General features: G+C 58.3%; 19 protein-coding genes. 13 read left to right on the top strand and 6 right to left on the bottom strand.

Going from position 1 to position 18,319, the window contains the following annotated elements:
- Positions 1–16 precede the first annotated feature (16 nt).
- From araD1 to QD409_RS29940, 6 genes are all read left to right on the top strand, one after another.
- The gene (gene araD1, locus QD409_RS29965) at positions 17–1,015 is read left to right on the top strand and encodes an AraD1 family protein (protein ID WP_430764466.1); all 999 of its coding nucleotides are present in this window, start codon (positions 17–19) and stop codon (positions 1,013–1,015) included.
- 64 nt (positions 1,016–1,079) lie between these two features.
- A complete protein-coding gene (locus QD409_RS29960; RefSeq protein WP_430764465.1) occupies positions 1,080–2,513 on the top strand; it encodes an aldehyde dehydrogenase family protein in 1,434 nt (477 codons plus the stop codon).
- 69 nt (positions 2,514–2,582) lie between these two features.
- On the top strand, positions 2,583–2,984 hold the full coding sequence (locus QD409_RS29955) for an Lrp/AsnC family transcriptional regulator (RefSeq protein WP_430764464.1): 402 nt from the start codon (positions 2,583–2,585) through the stop codon (positions 2,982–2,984).
- A 143-nt stretch (positions 2,985–3,127) separates the two neighbouring features.
- Positions 3,128–3,769 (top strand): BMP family ABC transporter substrate-binding protein, encoded by a 642-nt coding sequence (locus QD409_RS29950; protein WP_430764463.1) that lies wholly within the window; start codon positions 3,128–3,130, stop codon positions 3,767–3,769.
- 92 nt (positions 3,770–3,861) lie between these two features.
- Positions 3,862–5,508, top strand: a complete 1,647-nt coding sequence (locus QD409_RS29945; RefSeq protein ID WP_430764462.1) for a hypothetical protein — start codon at positions 3,862–3,864, stop codon at positions 5,506–5,508.
- 103 nt (positions 5,509–5,611) lie between these two features.
- Entirely contained in the window at positions 5,612–5,959 is a 348-nt protein-coding gene (locus QD409_RS29940) for a hypothetical protein (protein ID WP_430764461.1), read from the top strand.
- 546 nt (positions 5,960–6,505) lie between these two features.
- Here QD409_RS29940 and QD409_RS29935 read toward each other — a convergent pair.
- Complete coding sequence (locus QD409_RS29935; RefSeq protein WP_430764460.1) at positions 6,506–6,754, bottom strand: helix-turn-helix domain-containing protein; 249 nt, start codon at positions 6,752–6,754, stop codon at positions 6,506–6,508.
- A gap of 222 nt (positions 6,755–6,976) precedes the next feature.
- Here QD409_RS29935 and QD409_RS29930 point away from each other — a divergent pair, with 222 nt between their 5' ends.
- Entirely contained in the window at positions 6,977–7,336 is a 360-nt protein-coding gene (locus tag QD409_RS29930; protein WP_430764459.1) for a hypothetical protein, read from the top strand.
- Between the two features lie 19 nt (positions 7,337–7,355).
- Here the strand turns inward: QD409_RS29930 and QD409_RS29925 are convergent, their stop codons facing one another.
- The gene (locus tag QD409_RS29925) at positions 7,356–8,129 is read right to left on the bottom strand and encodes an SOS response-associated peptidase (protein ID WP_430764458.1); all 774 of its coding nucleotides are present in this window, start codon (positions 8,127–8,129) and stop codon (positions 7,356–7,358) included.
- A gap of 293 nt (positions 8,130–8,422) precedes the next feature.
- On the opposite strand from QD409_RS29925, the gene QD409_RS29920 reads away from it, so the two are divergent.
- The 4 genes from QD409_RS29920 to QD409_RS29905 all read left to right on the top strand — a co-directional run bounded on the left by QD409_RS29920 (position 8,423) and on the right by QD409_RS29905 (position 14,865).
- The gene (locus tag QD409_RS29920; RefSeq protein WP_430764475.1) at positions 8,423–9,181 is read left to right on the top strand and encodes an ImuA family protein; all 759 of its coding nucleotides are present in this window, start codon (positions 8,423–8,425) and stop codon (positions 9,179–9,181) included.
- Entirely contained in the window at positions 9,096–10,610 is a 1,515-nt protein-coding gene (locus tag QD409_RS29915; RefSeq protein ID WP_430764457.1) for a Y-family DNA polymerase, read from the top strand. The genes QD409_RS29920 and QD409_RS29915 overlap by 86 nt, the downstream gene beginning before the upstream one ends.
- Positions 10,607–13,867 carry an error-prone DNA polymerase gene (locus QD409_RS29910; protein WP_430764456.1) on the top strand — a complete coding sequence of 1,087 codons (3,261 nt, stop codon included), beginning with the start codon at positions 10,607–10,609 and terminating at the stop codon, positions 13,865–13,867. Before QD409_RS29915 ends, QD409_RS29910 begins: the two co-directional genes overlap by 4 nt.
- Positions 13,868–14,637: 770 nt before the next feature.
- Positions 14,638–14,865, top strand: coding sequence for a hypothetical protein (locus tag QD409_RS29905; RefSeq protein ID WP_430764474.1), 228 nt, complete (start codon positions 14,638–14,640; stop codon positions 14,863–14,865).
- 229 nt (positions 14,866–15,094) lie between these two features.
- On the opposite strand, the gene QD409_RS29900 is transcribed toward QD409_RS29905, so the two are convergent.
- From QD409_RS29900 to QD409_RS29885, 4 genes are all read right to left on the bottom strand, one after another.
- The gene (locus QD409_RS29900; RefSeq protein WP_430764455.1) at positions 15,095–15,328 is read right to left on the bottom strand and encodes a hypothetical protein; all 234 of its coding nucleotides are present in this window, start codon (positions 15,326–15,328) and stop codon (positions 15,095–15,097) included.
- 135 nt (positions 15,329–15,463) lie between these two features.
- Entirely contained in the window at positions 15,464–16,051 is a 588-nt protein-coding gene (locus QD409_RS29895) for a hypothetical protein (RefSeq protein WP_430764454.1), read from the bottom strand.
- On the bottom strand, positions 16,044–16,262 hold the full coding sequence (locus QD409_RS29890; RefSeq protein WP_430764453.1) for a hypothetical protein: 219 nt from the start codon (positions 16,260–16,262) through the stop codon (positions 16,044–16,046). Before QD409_RS29890 ends, QD409_RS29895 begins: the two co-directional genes overlap by 8 nt.
- A gap of 253 nt (positions 16,263–16,515) precedes the next feature.
- The gene (locus QD409_RS29885; RefSeq protein ID WP_430764452.1) at positions 16,516–17,262 is read right to left on the bottom strand and encodes a hypothetical protein; all 747 of its coding nucleotides are present in this window, start codon (positions 17,260–17,262) and stop codon (positions 16,516–16,518) included.
- Positions 17,263–17,539: 277 nt separating this feature from the next.
- Here QD409_RS29885 and QD409_RS29880 point away from each other — a divergent pair, with 277 nt between their 5' ends.
- Complete coding sequence (locus tag QD409_RS29880) at positions 17,540–17,797, top strand: type II toxin-antitoxin system Phd/YefM family antitoxin (RefSeq protein WP_430764451.1); 258 nt, start codon at positions 17,540–17,542, stop codon at positions 17,795–17,797.
- On the top strand, positions 17,790–18,206 hold the full coding sequence (locus QD409_RS29875; protein WP_430764450.1) for a hypothetical protein: 417 nt from the start codon (positions 17,790–17,792) through the stop codon (positions 18,204–18,206). The genes QD409_RS29880 and QD409_RS29875 overlap by 8 nt, the downstream gene beginning before the upstream one ends.
- Positions 18,207–18,319: the final 113 nt, after the last annotated feature.

Here is an 18,319-nt window from a genome sequence, read left to right as displayed (position 1 = left end):
GGAAAGGATGAAAGACATGCTCATCTCGCAGATCAAAGGTTCGAACGGCGAGATCGTCGTAGCGGTGCGCAACGGGCCAGGCGAAACCGCCAAGGCCGTCATCAATGGCGGCAGCGTCTACAAGCTTGCGATGGAGGCTGCCGACAGCGGCAAGTCGCTTGTATCGGTCATCGAGGCGCACGGCCTCGGCGAGACGATCGATCTTGAAAAGGTCTATTCCGAAGGCCGTTTTCTGCCGCCGATTACGCATCCGGATGCTGCCCACCTGCATCTGACGGGCACGGGTCTCACGCATCTCGGCTCGGCCGCCACGCGTGATTCCATGCACAAGAAGACGACGGAAGCGGCTGAAGAGACGCTGACCGACTCCATGAAGATGTTCAAGATGGGCATCGAGGGCGGCAAGCCGAAGGCAGGCGAGAAGGGTGTCCAGCCCGAATGGTTCTACAAGGGCAATGGCCATGGCGCGGCGGCCCCGGGCGCCGCACTCGTGTCGCCGTCCTTCGCGCTCGACGGCGGCGAAGAGCCCGAAATGGCCGGCATCTATGTCATCGCCAAGGACGGCTCGCCGTTCCGTATCGGCTTTGCGCTGTCGAACGAATTTTCCGATCACGTCACCGAGCGGATCAACTATCTCTACCTCGCGCATTCCAAGCTGCGCCCTGCAAGCTTTGGTCCGGAAATCCGCATCGGCGCAGCGCCTGAGGATATTCGCGGCTCGTCCCGCATCAAGCGCGGCGACAAGGTGATCTTCGAAAAGCCGTTCCTGTCGGGGGAGGCGAACATGTCGCATACCTTCGCGAACCTTGAATATCACCACTTCAAATACGGCTTGTTCCGCACCCCCGGCGATGTGCATGTGCACATGTTCGGTACGGCGACGCTCTCCTTCGCCGAAGGCATCAAGCCGGAAGCGGGCGATGTCTTTGAAATCGAGGTTGCCGAATTCGGCCTGCCGCTGCGCAATCCGCTGGCAGTTGCCGCCGAAGAGAATGTGGCTGTTCGCCAGCTGTAATTCGTCGAGCCCGGCTGTAGGCTCGGCCGGGCATCTTCAATACGAACCAGGAAGGCATGAGGCCATGACCATTCATCAGAATTTGATCGCCGGCGAGTGGACCGGGACTGCCGGTACCGAGAACATCAACCCGTCGGATACGAACGAGGTCGTCGGCCTCTATGCCAGCGCGAATGCGCAGGATGTCGCCGATGCGATCGCTGCCGCCAAGGCGGCTTTTCCGGCTTGGTCGCGTTCCGGCATTCTGGAGCGTCACACAATCCTGAAGAAGGCTGGCGAAGAGATCCTGGCGCGCAAGGAGGAGCTCGGTGCGCTGTTGGCCCGTGAAGAGGGCAAGACGCTTCCGGAAGCGATCGGCGAGACGATCCGTGCCGCGCAGATTTTCGAATTTTTCGCCGGCGAGGCGCTGCGCCTTTCAGGCGAGGTATTGCCCTCCGTGCGCCCGAATATCGGCGTCGAGATCACCCGCGAGCCGCTCGGCGTCATCGGCATCATCACGCCCTGGAACTTCCCGATCGCCATTCCGGCCTGGAAGATCGCGCCGGCGCTCTGCTACGGCAACACCATCGTCTTCAAGCCGGCCGATCTCGTGCCTGGCTGCTCGTGGGCGATCGTCGATATCCTRCACCGCGCCGGCCTGCCGAAGGGTGTAATGAACCTCGTCATGGGCAAGGGCTCGGTCGTTGGCCAGGCGATGCTCGACAGCCCGGTTCTTTCGGGCATCACCTTCACCGGCTCGGTYGGCACCGGCAAGCGCGTGGCGCTTTCCTCCGTAGAGCATGGCCGCAAGTATCAGCTCGAAATGGGCGGCAAGAACCCGATGGTCGTGCTTGACGATGCTGACCTAACGGTTGCCGTCGAGGCGGCTGCCAATTCCGCCTTCTTCTCGACCGGTCAGCGCTGCACGGCCTCGTCGCGCCTCATCGTCACCGAGGGCATTCACGACAAGTTCGTGGCGGCCCTGACGGAGAAGCTGAAGACGTTGAACGTCGACAACGCCTTGAAGTCCGGCACCCATATCGGCCCGGTCGTCGACGCCAAGCAGCTGAAGACGGACACCGATTATATCGAAATCGGCCGGCAGGAAGGCGCAAAGCTTGCCTTTGGCGGCGAGCTTGTCAGCCGCGACACGCCCGGCTTCTATCTGCAGCCGACGCTGTTCACAGAGGCGACGAACCAGATGCGCATCAGCCGCGARGAGATCTTCGGGCCGGTTGCCTCGGTCATTCGCGTTAGGGATTACGACGAGGCGCTGGCTGTCGCCAACGATACGCCGTTCGGCCTGTCCTCCGGCATCGCCACGACCAGCTTGAAGCATGCGACCCATTTCAAACGCAATGCGGAAGCGGGCATGGTGATGGTCAACCTGCCGACGGCCGGTGTTGATTTCCATGTGCCTTTCGGCGGGCGCAAGGGTTCGTCCTTCGGTCCGCGCGAGCAGGGCAAATATGCCGCCGAGTTCTTCACCACCGTCAAGACCGCCTACACACTGGCCTGAGATGCCGCCGCCGCCTGCCGGTCGCGCGAAACCGATGCATTGCGGGCGATGGGCGGCAGAGGAGTTAAGATGCTTGACGCTCGAGATTCACACGACTGCATCGATGGTGAACAGCCATCCGCCCTGGACGCGCTAGACCGCGTGATACTGGCGCTGCTCGCCAAGGGTGGCCGAATGCCCGCAAACGAGATCGCAATTCATCTGCGCCTGTCTGCCGTTGCAATGCATCGCCGATGTAAGCGGCTGATGCGGGTCGGTCATATCGTCGGGTTTCGCGCCATCATCAGCCGCGAACGAGTGGCCGGGGTAAAGGAGTACTCTCCGGTCGGAAGCGACTTCGATTATCTGCTGAAGGACCGTGCTCGCGAGCTCATCTCATATCGTCGCGCTCTTTCGAAGATCCTGCTCGATCCTGCGCACGTCTCAAGGATTTCGAGCTTGTTGGCGCTCAAGGAGCCCGGTGCCGGATGAGGGGCGGCGCAAATCATAAACATGGGGACTGTCGTTGACGCTCACCTCCTAACGACAACGACGCCTCGGATCGCGCGAGAGCCGATCCGAGTGGCTTTCAAACTCATCGCATTGCTACCAAAAAGAAAAAGGGAACGCTGAAAATGAAAAAAGTCGCAACGGGCCCTTGCTTGGCCTTATCCATGCTGTCGGCAACATCCGCCGCCCAATCTGCCGAATCTCGCCCGGCGATCCTCTACGATATGGGTGGAAAATTCGATAAGTCGTTCAATGAGAATGCATTTAACGGAATGGATAGATTCCGCAAGGAAACCGGCGTCAAAGTCGCCGAATTCGAGATCAATCGCGAGACTGAAAGAGAGCAGGCGCTGCGGACATTTGCCCGGCAAGGCGCGAGTCCAATCGTGGTCGTCGGCTTTGCCTGGTCGCTGCCACTCAAGAAAGTTGCCGCCCAATACCCTGACGAGAAGTTCGTCATCGTGGATAGCACCGTCGATGAGCCGAACGTTCGGTCAATCCATTTTGCCTATCATGAGGCTGCTTTTGTCGTTGGTGCGCTTGCCGGGTTGAAATCGAAGACAGGGACTGTGGGCTTTATCGGTGGAATGGATATCCCGATCATACGCAGCTTCGAATGCGGTCACCCGACCCGCAAAGCTCAGCATCTTCCAAAAGCACCTTGCCAAGCGGGCGCCATCCAGACATTACGATACCGGTGGCACAGCCGAATTCATCGAGTGTTGAAGCCGAGTGTTTCGTCACCAGGAGTTCCAATTTACAATTGAATTTTCGCACATCACACGGACTAGAGTAGCGGCCCGAATTGAGCTACCACGTCCTTCCACCCGATCCCCGTGGTGACCCTTCCTGGATTATCATGACGAAGCTTTTTCTTTCCGCCCTAGCGGATAAATGCGTGATCAAGTTTCCTTTTCTGGCTAGATTTTTCAACCGGTCCAGTGATGAGCGGGATGCGGATACACTTGCTGCCAGCATTCTCGCTCGCGAGGCCATGGCGCTACCACCGAATGCGCTTTCTCGCCTATTGAGCGCCTTTTGCTCTTTCGAGATTCCGGAAAGACAGGCACTCATCGACAGGGCTTTACCGCCGCCACATGACCGCTCAACCGAGGTGTTCTATCGCGCTTGCATCGCCGATCTGCACGCGGTCTCACTCGCGGCGATCGCTTTGGCAGATCCCGACCGAGCGCTTGACTTGGCTCCCTCGATGCTCGGGCTCGCTGAGGACAGCGATGCTGACTCGCCCGAGGTTGTCGCGAAGCTGCTGGCGATTTTGAGCCACATGTATTGTCTGACACCCGGTGTTCCGGCGGAGGCGGCTGAGCCCTCCCCAGCCAAGTCTCATGCTGCCAACCTCTTAAACAACTTAGGACCTCGGCCTGCGAATGCGACACGCTCAGCCATATTCGAGATGCTTGCTGAGAAGCTGGAGCGCGCCAAGCAGGCCGGCAAATTCAATTTCGATGCATCAGCCGTGGCGACCGTTGCGGCTAAGCTCGGCGAGGCCAAACTTGCAAAGGTGGCGGCTGATTTTTCGGGGGCGGCTTACGGGACCAATATCGAATACGATAGTAGCCTGTTCCAATTGACCGGTGACATCGCCGAACTACAGCGTTTGCCGCCCATGACGCATCTTTTTCAAAGCAAGATCACCCCCTGGCTGGCAATCGCTACGTTGCAGTTGCAGAAGGGGAATTCGCAGGCAGCTTTCGAGACAGCCGAGTCAATCTTCCAGGAAGCACTGGTCGGGGAGAACCTCAACGAGACCGACATCGTCAATGCGGTGCAATCTGTTGTTGCCTTGCACTTGCTCGGCGGCGATCAGAGAGATGCGCTGGCGCTTGCCAAAAGGGCATCCGAAACGTTGATGGCGCTTGAGAGCCCGCGTATCTACAGCCTTTCGATTTTGTCTTCTCAGCTCTCGCATGTCGGCGATACACAGGCTGCTGCCGAGCTTTGCCGACGTGGTTACGACATTTACGCATCCTCGCCTCCCGACTCCTATCCCGAACACTACTATCTCGCCTACGCCGCTTATTGGGCAGGTCTTGGCGACATGTTCTCTGAACTCAAAGCCAAGGTTCCGTCTGAGCATGGCGAGATCTTCTGGGTATGGTTCGTAATGCAGGCGACGGATCATCGGAATGCAAGCCCAAACGACAGCGATGTCCTAGCCGGTGGCGGCGTCGGACTCTGGGACAGGTTGATCGAGCGTGCCATAGTGCTGGGTGATCGCGAAAAAGCGATAGCCTTTCTGCCGAAGGCAATTCAGGCGACGATCAATGGCGCAAATGCGGGATCTCTCCATACGCTTCGTCAACTTGCGGCCTATGCCGTGTGCCTAGGCCGTCCAGATACGGCGAAAGACGCCTTAGATCATGCCGCTCGCGTGGCCGCCGCGGTGAGGAAAGGCCAAGACGGCATTAAGGCACGGCTTGACGTCCTGATCTGGAAGCGGGCGCTGGCGCGAAATGAGCTCACGGCGACTATGCGCTTACCGTAGTTCGGGAACAGACCTGCTCACGTTTAAAGGTTGAGGAAGCTGAACTTTTCGTCGTCGCCACCAAAGGTGCTCCAGTTACGTTCGTGGGGCAAATTTTCTGGCGATGCAGAACCGCCTGGCATTGCGCAAGCGGCTTTCAATTGCGATGGACAGCGAAACCTGCTTATCTAATGAGAAATTGCAAGTGGCGGGACAGCAAAAGGCTGCGGTTGAGATGGCCCCATATCTGCTATTATTTTTCATCTTCGTCACGTGCGGCCTCGTCAATATGACACGCCCTCGAAACTCCATCAGACCAGTGAGCGAACGAGATATCGAAAACGCTTACAAAGCGGCTTTCAAAATTGAATCCAAGGAGACAGTAGAGCGACGAAAGCTCATAAGCCTCCTTCTGGTGATTGCATTGCTAATCGACATACTCCTCATCGTGTGGATAGTTCGCTTCGCCTAGTAGGTAGGCTTGCTAAACGCGAAGAAGCCCCTGGATGCGCGGGATGGCTCGGTCTCACGAATTATGTGGAATAGTCTGGAAAGCACGTTTGTGCCTGATTTCACCCAGATTTGCAATTCGTCGTGACCCCGCTTCGTTATTGATACAGCCAATCCTTCAATGGTTTGGCGGCGACTGAACGGATCACCGCCGAGTGCAAATATGGGTCAGAATGTTGCGAAACTCGACATTGAGACTATTCCGTGAGCTCTTGCCCAAGCCTCTTTCGTGAATTGATCGTTAGAAAATAGTAAGCGACAAGGTGAGGTCGTTCAGGCGACGGCAGTGCGTGAAGTTGAGGGGCAACAAGTCATCGATGTCAGGGCCAAATGCAATGCTCAGCCCGCTTTGCGCGGGCTTTGTCTTTCGGACGCTTCGGATCAATCAAAAAGGGCCTGGCTGGCCATTGCCCAGGCGTGGAAACGCCAAAAAGCTCCCAGAGCGGTCTCCGGATGTTCAGCCAATCGAGTTTGTACTCGCCAACTCGCGCCGGGACGAGGGTAAATATCAGCCGCGCGTAGGCTTCCGGCCGCTCTTCAGCGGTTTGATTGTAATGAGATCGTCGGCCACCGGAACGAAGAACTCCGAAATATCGCAAGACAGCGCTTCAGCAATCTTCTCAAGCGTCGTGACCGTCGGGTTCTTGCTGCCACGTTCGAGGAAACCGACATAGGATCGCTCGACATTGGCCTCAAGCGCGAGGTTGTCCTGCGAGATTTCCCGCAAAACCCGTAATCGCCTCAGATTCAGTGCCACTCGCTGCCGTGCATCCATGGCGGAAACACAACATTTGACAGTTCATAAAACCACGTATTATAAAACTATGAAAGGCGATATTGAACGAACTGCAGGTGGTAGCTCAAGTCGCGTATGTCTGTGGGTAGCACTCGCTTTGCATTTCTCGGGGACCGGATCGGAACTGGATCGATATTTCCTTACTTCAGGAGATTGCCGGGCCAGTGAGATCGTAGGAGGTGTATGACGGTGGTGCCCGACGAAACGGCCGACTTGCTGATGGCCTTGCTCTTTGCCGTGAGGAAAATTGTCGACAGCGGCGCACAAGGTAAGCTGCGCATAGCAAAAGCCTATCACGAGGCGCGTTCGCTCATCGCGACGATTGATCAGGACCGCGGATTGGCCCGCCCGCGTATCGAGGCATGCCTGAAGCACGTCAATATCTATAAGAATGCCGATGATCCGGCTGCAGCGGGTTGGATGCTGGCTGCGATCCAGGAGCGGGTGGGCGAGCATGACCTTTACGGCTGGCGCCGGCTCGGGGAAATCGTCGATGCAGCGGTGAATGAACTCCTGTTGTCTGAACAGGTGGCAATGCATTGAACTGTCAAAACACCGCGCGCTACAACAAGCCTAGTGGACTGACCAATTCGCCTTCCTTGGTGACGATCGCCGACCCATAGGGCTCGCGGGAGGCGACGATCATCGCATCATCCGGTGACGGGTGCGCCAGATCCTTCGCCTCCTCCCAAGGCGCCGTCATCCAAATGTCAGCCGCTTCTTTGGTCAGCAGCAGCACCGGCATGGCCTTGTCGTGGATCGGCTTGACGAGATTGTTCGGATCGGTGGTCAGAAACCCGTAGAGGTCATCGGTCGTCGGCCCATCCTTGACCTTACGCACGGACGTCCATTGCGGAACATGAATGCCGGCAAAGAACATCAGCGGCTTACCGTCATCGCGCGCGAACCAGGCATTCGGCACATTGTCGCCGGCTTGCTGGCTTGCCGGATCCGGCTCGGCAAAGCTGGTGACGGGAACAAGGCAGCGGTTCTCGACACCGAACCAGCGCTTCCAGTGCGGAAGCTTGAGGTTGCGAACGTTGGTGACGCCACGATCGACCTGCTCGCGCACCAACTGCTCGAAATCAAATTCCTTGCCCTTCGCCCGCAGTTTCTCAGCCTTGGCCTGGGCCGCCTTTTCAAGAACGAATCTCGGGGAGGGAAGGCCCCAGCGCGCATGGACGAGCTGATTCCTGCCGTTGGCAGTGTTTCGGACGATCGGCCCCATCTGGTCCGGGTTCATCTGATAGGCCGGCATCAGGTTGATCAGGCTCTCGACATCCTGAGCCCACTTGTTCACCCAGTCCTTGTCTTCCATGCGGTAGAGGTTGCACATCGGCGATCCATCCCCCTTGAAGCTGGCCGGCATGGTAGCCGACGAAACGATAGAATGCCAACGGGTGGGTCTTGCTGGGCAGGAGGCGGAAATTTTCCGACACTGTTCGTCGCCGACCATTTGAAGTCATGCCCATGATTCTCAACGAGAATCTTAAAGTCCACTAAAATAGAGGGATAATATTCCTATTTCGGGTTGCTTGACTTGCAATTCGAAACGGAACATTTAGTGAACATATACACCTGACCGACATGATGTCGATGCCCACACGACCTCGCAAGGACCCGTGAATGATGACTGCTGCCCGTGACAGGGTGATATCCGATCTGAAAGACCGCATTGCGCTACTTGAAGGCAATGCCGCCAGAAAGATTGGCTGTCTTGCCTTTGGTGTAGCTGAGATCGATGCGACGCTGCCGGGCGGGGGCCTTGCCTATGGCGCCGTGCACGAATTTGCCGGCGGTGGAGCGGGCGTCGTCGACGGCGCGGCGGCTGCCCTGTTTGCCGCCGGCATTGCCGCAAGGACCAGGGGAAAGATCGTCTGGTGCCTGACGCGGCCGGACCTCTTCTTTCCGGCGCTGGCGCAGGCTGGTCTTCATCCGGATCGCGTCGTCTTCGTCGAGGCCGACCGGGAGGAGGACGTTCTCGCATCGATGGAAGAGGCCTTGGCCTTTGGCGGACTTGGCGCCGTCGTCGGCGAGATTGTCCGGCTGCCGATGATCGCCTCCCGTCGCCTGCAGCTGGCGGCGGAAAGGACCGGAACCATGGGCCTGGTGGTCAGGCGCTGGCGCCGGCAGACGGAAGCGTCGGATTTCGGGCAGCCGACGGCATCGACGACCAGATGGCGGGTGAGCGTCTTGCCATCGGAAGAGCTGCCGGTTCCAGGCGTCGGCCGGCCGCGATGGCTTCTGGAATTGATGAGAGTGAAGGCGGGTGAGTGCGCTGAGTTTGTCGTAGGAGCGTGCGATGCCACGGGTCGTATCCATCTATCTGCCGGATCTGCCGATCGAGCGGATCAGGCGCATGGATGGGAGAGCAGAATTATCGCCTGACAGGCCGCTTGTCCTGGTCTCTAGGAGTGGCTCCAAGCGCGTGATATCCGTGGCCGACGAAAAAGCCAGGCAAGCGGGTATCCGTTTGGGCATGCCGGCCGCCAAGGCGCAAGCCATGGTGCATGGCCTGCAATTCGCCGATGCGGATCCGTCAGCCGATGCAGGGGCTCTTGAGCGGATCGCACTCTGGGCCTTGACGCAATATTCCCCGATCGTTGCGGTCGATGGCACCGACGGCATCGTCATGGATACGCAAGGCGCTGACCATCTGCAGGGTGGAGAGCTTCCGATGTTGACCGGCATTGCCAATCGTTTCCGGGCGAGGGGGCTGACCATTCATGCGGCGATCGCCGACAGCTGGGGTGCGGCGCATGCCTGTGCCCGCGCCATCGATCGAGAGGTTGTCATCATCCCCACAGGAGAGACCGTCCGTGCCGTCGAACGGCTGCCGATCTCGCGTCTGCGGCTGCCGGCAGAGATCGTCAGCGATTTGCACACGCTTGGCTTCAAAACCATCGGCGAGCTGTCGACGACGCCGCGGGCGCCATTGGCGCTTCGCTTCGGCCCGGAGATTGGCAGACGTCTCGACCAGATGTTCGGTCGCCTATCCGAGCCGATCGATCCGATCCGGGCATCGGAGTGGATAGAAGTCAGCCGCGCCTTTGCTGAACCCATTGGCGCGGCTGAGACGATCGACAGGTATGTCGGCCGCTTGATCGTCAAGCTGGTGGCTGAACTGCAGCGCAAGGGGCTAGGCGTCCGGCGGGCCGACCTGATTATCGAGAAGGTCGACGGTACAAGGCAGGCTATCCGTGCAGGAACGGCCAAACCTGCCCGCGATGTCGCCTGGCTGACCAAGCTGTTTCGCGATCGCACCGAGACGATCGAGCCCGGCTTCGGCACCGAGAGATTAACACTGGTTGTCGTCATGACCGAGCCGCTCGGGGAAGAGCAGCGGTCGTCGCTGGTCGATGAGGGAAGTGAGGACATCACCCCCTTGATCGACACCTTCGGCAATCGCGGACAGCGCGTCTATCGCATAGCGCCCGTTGCATCCGATGTCCCCGAACGCAGCATCCGCAGGATATCGGCAGCAGCCGAAGACGTTACCGAGACCTGGGTGCATCACTGGCCAAGGCCCGTACGGCTGCTGGCGAGGCCGGAGCTGATCGAGGTCATCGCGCTGTTGCCGGATCATCCACCTGTTACCGTTACCTGGCGCGGCAAGCGCCGGCGGGTCAAGCGTGCCGATGGTCCGGAGCGGATTTTTGGCGAGTGGTGGACCAGAAGTTCGGAATTCGATGCGGTCCGAGATTATTTCGTGATCGAGGACGAGACCGGCGAGCGCCTGTGGATCTTTCGCTCCGGCGACGGTGTCGATCCCGCCACAGGCTCACATCGCTGGTTCCTGCATGGGATCTTCGCATGAGCTATGCCGAGCTACAGGTCACCACCCATTTTTCCTTCCTGCGCGGCGCCTCGTCGGCCGACGAGCTGTTTCGGACGGCAAAGGAGCTCGGTATCACGGCGCTTGGCATTGTCGACCGCAATTCGCTTGCCGGCGTTGTCAGGGCTCTGGAAGCCTCGCGTGCCACCGGTCTGCGTCTCGTCGTCGGCTGCCGTCTTGATCTGCAGGATGGAATGTCGATCCTCGTCTATCCGACAGACCGCACCGCCTATTCCCGGCTGACCCGGCTTCTGACGCTCGGCAAGAAGAGGGGCGGCAAGGCCAAGTGCATCCTGCATCTCGAAGACGTTGCCCACTATGCCGAGGGTCTGATCGCTATCCTGGTGCCCGACCTTGCCGATGAGACCTGTGCGGTTCAGGTGAGGAAGCTCGCCGACATCTTCGGCGATCGCGCCTATCTGTCGCTTTGCCTGCGCCGGCGGCCGAATGACCAGATGCGGCTGCATGGGCTTTCGAATCTGGCAGCCCGCTTCAAGGTCCGAACCGTCGTCACGAACGATGTCCTCTTCCATGAGCCATCACGCCGGCAACTGCAGGATATCCTCACCTGCATTCGCAGCAATACCACGATCGACGACGTCGGCCTTGAGCACGAGCGCCATGCCGACCGCTATCTAAAACCTCCGGATGAGATGGAGCGTCTCTTTCCGCGCTATCCGGAAGCGCTTGCCCGCACGCTCGAGATCGTCGAGCGCTGCAAGTTCTCGCTGGAGGAATTGACCTATCAATATCCGGAGGAGGCGATCGTTCCCGGCAAGAACGCGCAAAAATCTCTCGAGCACTATGTCTGGGAGTGTATCCCGAACCGCTATCCTGAAGGCATGCCGCCATCGGTGCTGAAGGTGATCCGCCACGAACTCGACCTCATCCGCACCATGAAATACGCGCCCTATTTCCTGACGGTGTTTTCGATCGTGCGCTATGCCCGCAGCCAGGGCATTTTATGCCAGGGGCGGGGATCGGCCGCCAACTCCGCCGTCTGTTACATCCTCGGCATTACCTCCATCGATCCCGACACCAATAATCTGCTGTTCGAGCGCTTCGTCAGCCAGGAGCGCGACGAGCCGCCCGACATCGATGTCGACTTCGAGCATGAGCGCCGCGAGGAGGTGATCCAATGGATCTACAAGACTTACACGCATCAGAAGGCGGCGCTTTGTGCCACGGTCACGCGTTACCGTGCCAAGGGCGCAATCCGCGATGTCGGCAAGGCGCTTGGCCTGCCGGAAGACGTGATCAAGTCCTTGTCGTCGGGCATGTGGTCTTGGTCCGAAGAGCTCGTGACCGATCGAGGTCTTCGTGAGCTCAATCTCAATCCGGACGATCGACGGCTTGCGCTGACGTTGAAGCTGGCACAGCAGCTGATGGGCGCCCCGCGCCATCTTGGCCAGCATCCGGGTGGCTTCGTTTTGACCCATGACCGGCTCGACGATCTCGTGCCGATCGAGCCGGCGAGCATGGCCGACCGGCAGGTGATCGAATGGGACAAGGACGACGTCGAGGCGCTGAAGTTCATGAAGGTCGATGTACTGGCGCTCGGCATGCTCACCTGCATGTCGAAGGCCTTCCGGTTGATCGAGGAGCATAAGGGCAGGCCGATCGATCTCGCCAATATCGAGCAGGAGGACCAGGCGACCTATGCGATGATCCGCAAGGCCGACACACTCGGAACCTTCCAGATCGAAAGCCGCGCCCAGATGGCGATGCTGCCGCGCATGAAGCCGCGCACCTTCTACGATCTCGTCATCCAGGTGGCGATCGTTCGCCCCGGCCCGATCCAGGGCGACATGGTGCATCCCTATCTGCGCCGACGGGAAGGCAAGGAGGAACCCGTTTATCCGACGCCGGAGCTGGAAGCCGTTCTCGGCAAGACGCTTGGCGTGCCACTGTTCCAGGAGAGTGCCATGAAGGTGGCGATGGTCTGTGCCGGCTTTACCGGCGGCGAGGCCGATCAGTTGCGCAAATCGATGGCGACCTTCAAGTTCACCGGTGGCGTCTCGAAGTTCAAGGACAAGCTCGTCTCCGGCATGGTCAGGAACGGCTATACGCCAGAATTTGCCGAAAAGACCTTCTCGCAGCTGGAAGGCTTTGGCTCCTATGGCTTTCCCGAGAGCCATGCCGCCAGCTTCGCTCTGATTGCCTATGCTTCAGCTTACGTGAAATGCCACTATCCCGATGCCTTTTGCGCGGCCCTGCTGAATTCGCAGCCCATGGGCTTTTATGCGCCGGCCCAGATCGTCGGTGACGCCCGCAAGCATGGTGTCGAGGTCCGGCCGGTCTGCGTCAATCGCTCTCGGTGGGATTGCACGCTGGAGGAGCTCGAAGGTAGTGACCGCCACGCTATCCGTCTTGGCATGCGCATGGTCCATGGTCTTGCCGCCGTCGATGCGGCCCGCATCGTTGCCGCCCGGGCCGACCAGCCGTTCGACAGCATCGACGATCTCTGGCGGCGATCGGGCGTGCCGGCGACATCCCTGGTCGAGCTTGCCGAGGCAGATGCGTTTCTGTCCTCGCTCAATTTACAGAGGCGCGATGCGCTCTGGGCGATCAAGGCGCTGCGCAATGAACCGTTGCCTTTGTTCGCAGCGGCGGCCGAGCGCGAGCGAAAAACGATTGCCGAGCAGCAGCAGCCTTCGGTCAGCCTTCGCCAGATGACGGAGGGGCACAATGTCATCAAGGACTATAGCCATACCGGGCTGACGCTTCGCCAGCATCCGCTTGCCTTCCTGCGCAAGGATCTGGCCACCCGCAATATCGTCACCTGCGAAGAGGCCATGTCGGCTCGTGACGGCCGTTGGCTGATGACCGCCGGTCTTGTACTTGTGCGCCAGATGCCGGGCTCGGCCAAGGGCGTCATGTTCCTGACCGTCGAGGACGAGACGGGGCCGGCCAATGTCGTCGTCTGGCCGACGCTCTTCGAGCGCCGCCGGCGCATCGTGCTCGGCGCTTCGATGATGGCGATCAACGGCCGCATCCAGCGGGAAGGGGAGGTCGTGCATCTGATTGCCCAGCAGCTCTTCGATCTCACGAGCGATCTCTCCGGCCTTGCCGATCGCGATGAAGCCTTCAAGCTACCGACCGGCCGCGGTGACGAATTCGCCCATGGCACGCCTGGCATGCCGGATCCAAGGGAGCGGGCGGCGATGAAGGCACGCGAGATCTACGAGCCTGATTTGCATATTGATAGGTTGAAGGTGAAGAGCCGGAACTTTCATTGAAGGCGGCCACATTCGGCTCGAGGCAGCGATAGTTCGCGAAGTGTGGCCGACGATAGGGCGGCGAGAGGAAGGTGAGGCAGGGAGCCGGAAACGTCCATCACGCGGAAATCGGAATAGCCTCCGTTTCCACTCGATGCGAAATCGAATAGCATCTCTCTTTGTGACAGTTGGACGAAGAGAGCGTTAGGAATGTCTATGCAGCCGGTCTACAGTAGGCTCACGAGGGCAATTGCCTTGGGAATTCTGATTGTTCTTCCCGCTGTTTTCTGTGTTTCCTGCTCGACGATCGGCGGGAGTGGCGGACAATCTGGTCGCGCAACTGCGAGCAAATCGACAGATCCTGCCAAAGACAAAGCGGCCGACCGTCGGCGGTGGGCAGAGAGAGTAGAACGAGATAATCAGTTAGCTCCAAGCGGGACGGCACCTGGTTCCTACGGCTCTTCCCGTCCTCTCTTGACCTGGTGAGCGATAGATTTGCAAATTGCCCTGGTTCAGGCTTTAGGGTGATTTGGCACAGTCTCGGATTTGCATCGGCATGCGACGGGAAGAGCGGCAATTTTCAGTGAATTCGGCCGCTATGACCTTGACGAATAACGAGTCTCAAAAGTCCATCACATGAACCGCACGTCGGAAAATGTTCAGGCTTGATATTCATTGCTGATGCAGGGCTCCGCCGCGCGGCACCTCCGCGCTTACGCGTGGTTTGACGTATCGAAGCGAGATTGGAACAGGCGATGAAAGGAATAGTCGTAGTTGGGATTTTGGCAGGCATGCTTGCCGCCTGCCAAACCAACGAAGCAGGACTGGAGCCCATTCGCGGAAGCATTACCTACGGCGGGCAGCCGAGGCAACGATTACAAAAGTCACCCATCGGCAGCATCGTTCCCCACATATTTACTGATCAGTGGGGCGAACGGGTGCGCGAGACTTACATCCTGCAACCCGACCGCAGTCTGAAGCTCGTTGATCGGGTATATCTCGATAGCCCCTTCGATTGAAACAGTCATCCTGGATTGCCCGTCAGCCCTTCGAGCTCGCCGATGATGAGCGGGTGGTCGGAGGCGCGCTGGGAGGCAGCATATCGTCGTCGAACGGCTTCGCAAAATGTTCGACGAAATGAGACCGCGGAGGATGTACCGTCCGTCGGCTCCGGCCTTATGAGATCGGGCTTGCACATGTTGTACAATGCGAACGGATACTTATGGCCAAAATCCTGCGAAAACCGTGCTACGCTATTCGCTTCAATAAAACGATTAGGAGATCGGTGTTGTTGTTGGCCTCGAGCGCGAGCAACTGATGATCCGCAAGATCGGCGAGCGCCAGCAAAACTTCGCGTTCCGACCAACCTGCAGAAATTGCCGCGCTCACCAGCTCCTGAAAAGCCGTTTGAAGTGTATCCTGGCAGCGTATGTGCCTGTCAGGATCGTCGGCGGTCACGAAGGGTCGTGCAATATCGGCCATCACCGAAAGATGAGCTGATTTGCCGGCTTTGGCAATTGAATATCACGAACGCCTAAAAGACGTGGCCAGCCACATCTTTGGCGGTCCGATTAGAAATCTGATCAGCGTTCCGTCGCGCGCCTCCGAGTAACGCAATCAGGCGACTTTCGCGGCGAGCATTTCGTTGATGCAATCTTCGTTCAGCGCTTCCAATTGCTGTAGCGGAAAAGCATTGATGAAGATGCGGAGCGTCTCGTCCAGATCGGCGCCGGATTGGGACCAGCCGGGTCCGCAATCGATCTGCTTGCCTGCAAGATCCTCGACCTGCAAGAGTCCGCAGGTTTCGCCGGCTTCATCGTCGACCGCGAGCTCGAGCGTACCGAAGTGTCTATGTTCATCGTTCCAATAAACCGCGGTCTGAAGGAATCGGATATTGAGACGGTTACCGATCTCCGTCAGCAGCAAGCTTTGAACCTCGTCCGTCGACAGCGGCTTCGGTTCATCCCAGCAAAGTTCCTCGTCCAATGTCGGATAGTCCATCACGTTTTCCAGCAGGTCGCGCATGCTGTCGAGATGGCGAAGCATCTCGCGCCACTTGCCGCGGAAACCGGGCAGATCGTCCCTGAACGTGTCAAAGGCATCCCGGCTCAAATGATCTACAAACCCGTGCAGTGCCTTCGCTTGGTCCTGGGTGATGGTGAGGACACCCTCTCTCGGCTGCGGCTCTCTCGAATATTCAAACATAGCTTTCTCCTTCGGTGTCAAAGCGCGGAACCCAGCCGCGGGTAAAGCCGACGCTCATTCCAGCTTCGCAAAGGGCCAATTGACCACAAACGAATTGCAATTCGGCGAGCAGAGCTTCGATCGTCGCGCAGGCGTCGTCTTCGAATAGGTTGAGTACGGATGTCACCTGGTCGAGTTGCGGTCTATTTGTCTGACCGGTTACGGCTGTCATGAGGCAATAGGTCTTCCTATTCCCCTGCTGCCAAGGGAATTCCAACTGGGCTTCATCGATGCGGAATTGCGCGGCCAGTTTTCACTCCAGCAGTTTGTTCTTATTATGTTCTCATTTGCGATTGAGTCAAGAGTGCTTCAAATTACTGCTACCGAGGGACCCTCGCCTTATTCGGCTTGCTGATCGGAGACCTGCTGCCTGAGCCATGCGGCGCGTCCGTATCCATGACCGAGATTCCCGCGAAGCATTGGTACTAACCCTGCGGGATGCGTGGCAGCTCGATCGGACCGTCGTCTTCACAACCGAGGAACTGCCACTGGCTTGGCTTGAACCGCGCCGCGGGGCCGTCAGGCTCTGGCTTGGCAAATTCAGCGACTACATCATAAGGAATCAAAGGCGCATTGAAACGAGCGACCTGTCCTTGCTTGCATGCAATGGTCGCGCGTTGGTTATCGCGAACCAGTTCCCCATTCGGGCCATATGTGAACAGAGGGCCAATGGTTTGATCCGTCGTCAATTCCAGTCTGGCTGGAAAAACCTCCATCGCAATGGCACTGACACCAGCAAGCTGTACTGGGTGCGGGAAATGAACCGCGCTCAGGCCGCGCAACGCCAGCGGTAGGTCCTTTTCGCCGTTGTCAAAGGGGTCGTATCGGTGGATTTGGCTTCCGGCCGGAATCAACAGTTCGCCGTATTGAAAGTCGCGCTCCAATACGAAGTCCTGCCGTGCCGCTCGGTTTAACGTTTGCTGGTGGATTTCTCGATTTAGGTAGATGACGTCATAGATTAGAATGCCGGTCCACAGGTCGACCGCAAAGGTAAGTGATCCGAATGCCCACAGCCATGTTCGCGCTTTACGTGAGAGTGGATGACCTTTCCCACGGGTGACCCGTCTCGCCACAATGCCACCCACGAGCAAAATTGTGCTCACCATGCCCAAAAGCGGCAGAACGAAGAGAACAAAAAGGCCTAGCAGCGAAAGGATTGGCGCAAAAATCATGAAGCTATTGAATATTAGGTGTCAAAGGAGACATTGGCGCAGAACCAATCGGATATTCAATAGTCGCAAAGACATTCTCTATCCATGTGCCCCGACATGATAGTGCACAACCCGCAGAAGCAAGGCTACCGTCCTTCAATGTCGAAAAGAGCGGTCAGCTCAGGCTGTTGTAAGATTCTTGCAGCGGAACGACTTGACTGCGCGTAGGGGCGCTGCGTGACCTTGTAGAATAGTCAAATAATTTGTATATTTCGTGTTAATTGAAGGGAGCGTGATGATGGAAAAATTCTCGACCGTCGAATTGCTGCGAGACATCAAGACGGTGACCATGGCCGCAGATCGCGAGCCTGTCGCTATCACGCAACATCGTAGGCCAAGATACGTTCTCATGACCTACGACGAATTTGAAGCTTTGAAAAGCCGAGGCGATCCGCGCAGGGCCTATGGTCCGAACGAAGCTCCCGCAGATCTCGCGGCAATGATCCTTCCTGAGCTTGACCGGCTGATAGAGGAAGGCCGCGACGCCAATGGCTGAAGTCCCGGCCAACGGCTCCGTGATCCGTTATCCCTATCTCTGGGCGTGGCAACGCGACAAAGGAGAAACGGAAGGACGAAAAGGTCGACCCGTTTGCATGGTTCTTGCGATTCCCAAGGGCAATCAGACGAACCTTATCTTGCTGGCGATTTCGGGAACGCCGCCTCGCTCTGACCAGACAGCTTTGGAGATTCCGCAACTCGAATGCCGGCGCGCTGGCATTCGAGAATGGAAAGATGCATGGATCACCGTGTCGGAATTCAATCACGATCTGGCGGAAACCTCATTCTATTATGAGCCGAACGCGGAAGTGCTGGGATCGTTCAGCAAGGGCTTTCTTGCGAAGATCGCCGCGGCCTTTAAGCCCTTCCTCGCAAGCGCTAATGCCAGAATAAGTCGAACCGAGTGACGCGCTGCCAGTATCCGGGGAGGATTTATTCCTGCCCCGGGGGGGACTGCGTCAGCCTTTGACGACATCGAGTGGTCGCTGGCTGGGACGAGGGGTGCCCCACCCCTCGAAAC

Origin of the sequence: Rhizobium sp. BR 315 (genome assembly GCF_050577975.1) — a bacterium.
GTDB lineage: Bacteria > Pseudomonadota > Alphaproteobacteria > Rhizobiales > Rhizobiaceae > Rhizobium > Rhizobium miluonense.
This window is presented reverse-complemented; position numbering and strand designations above follow the sequence as displayed.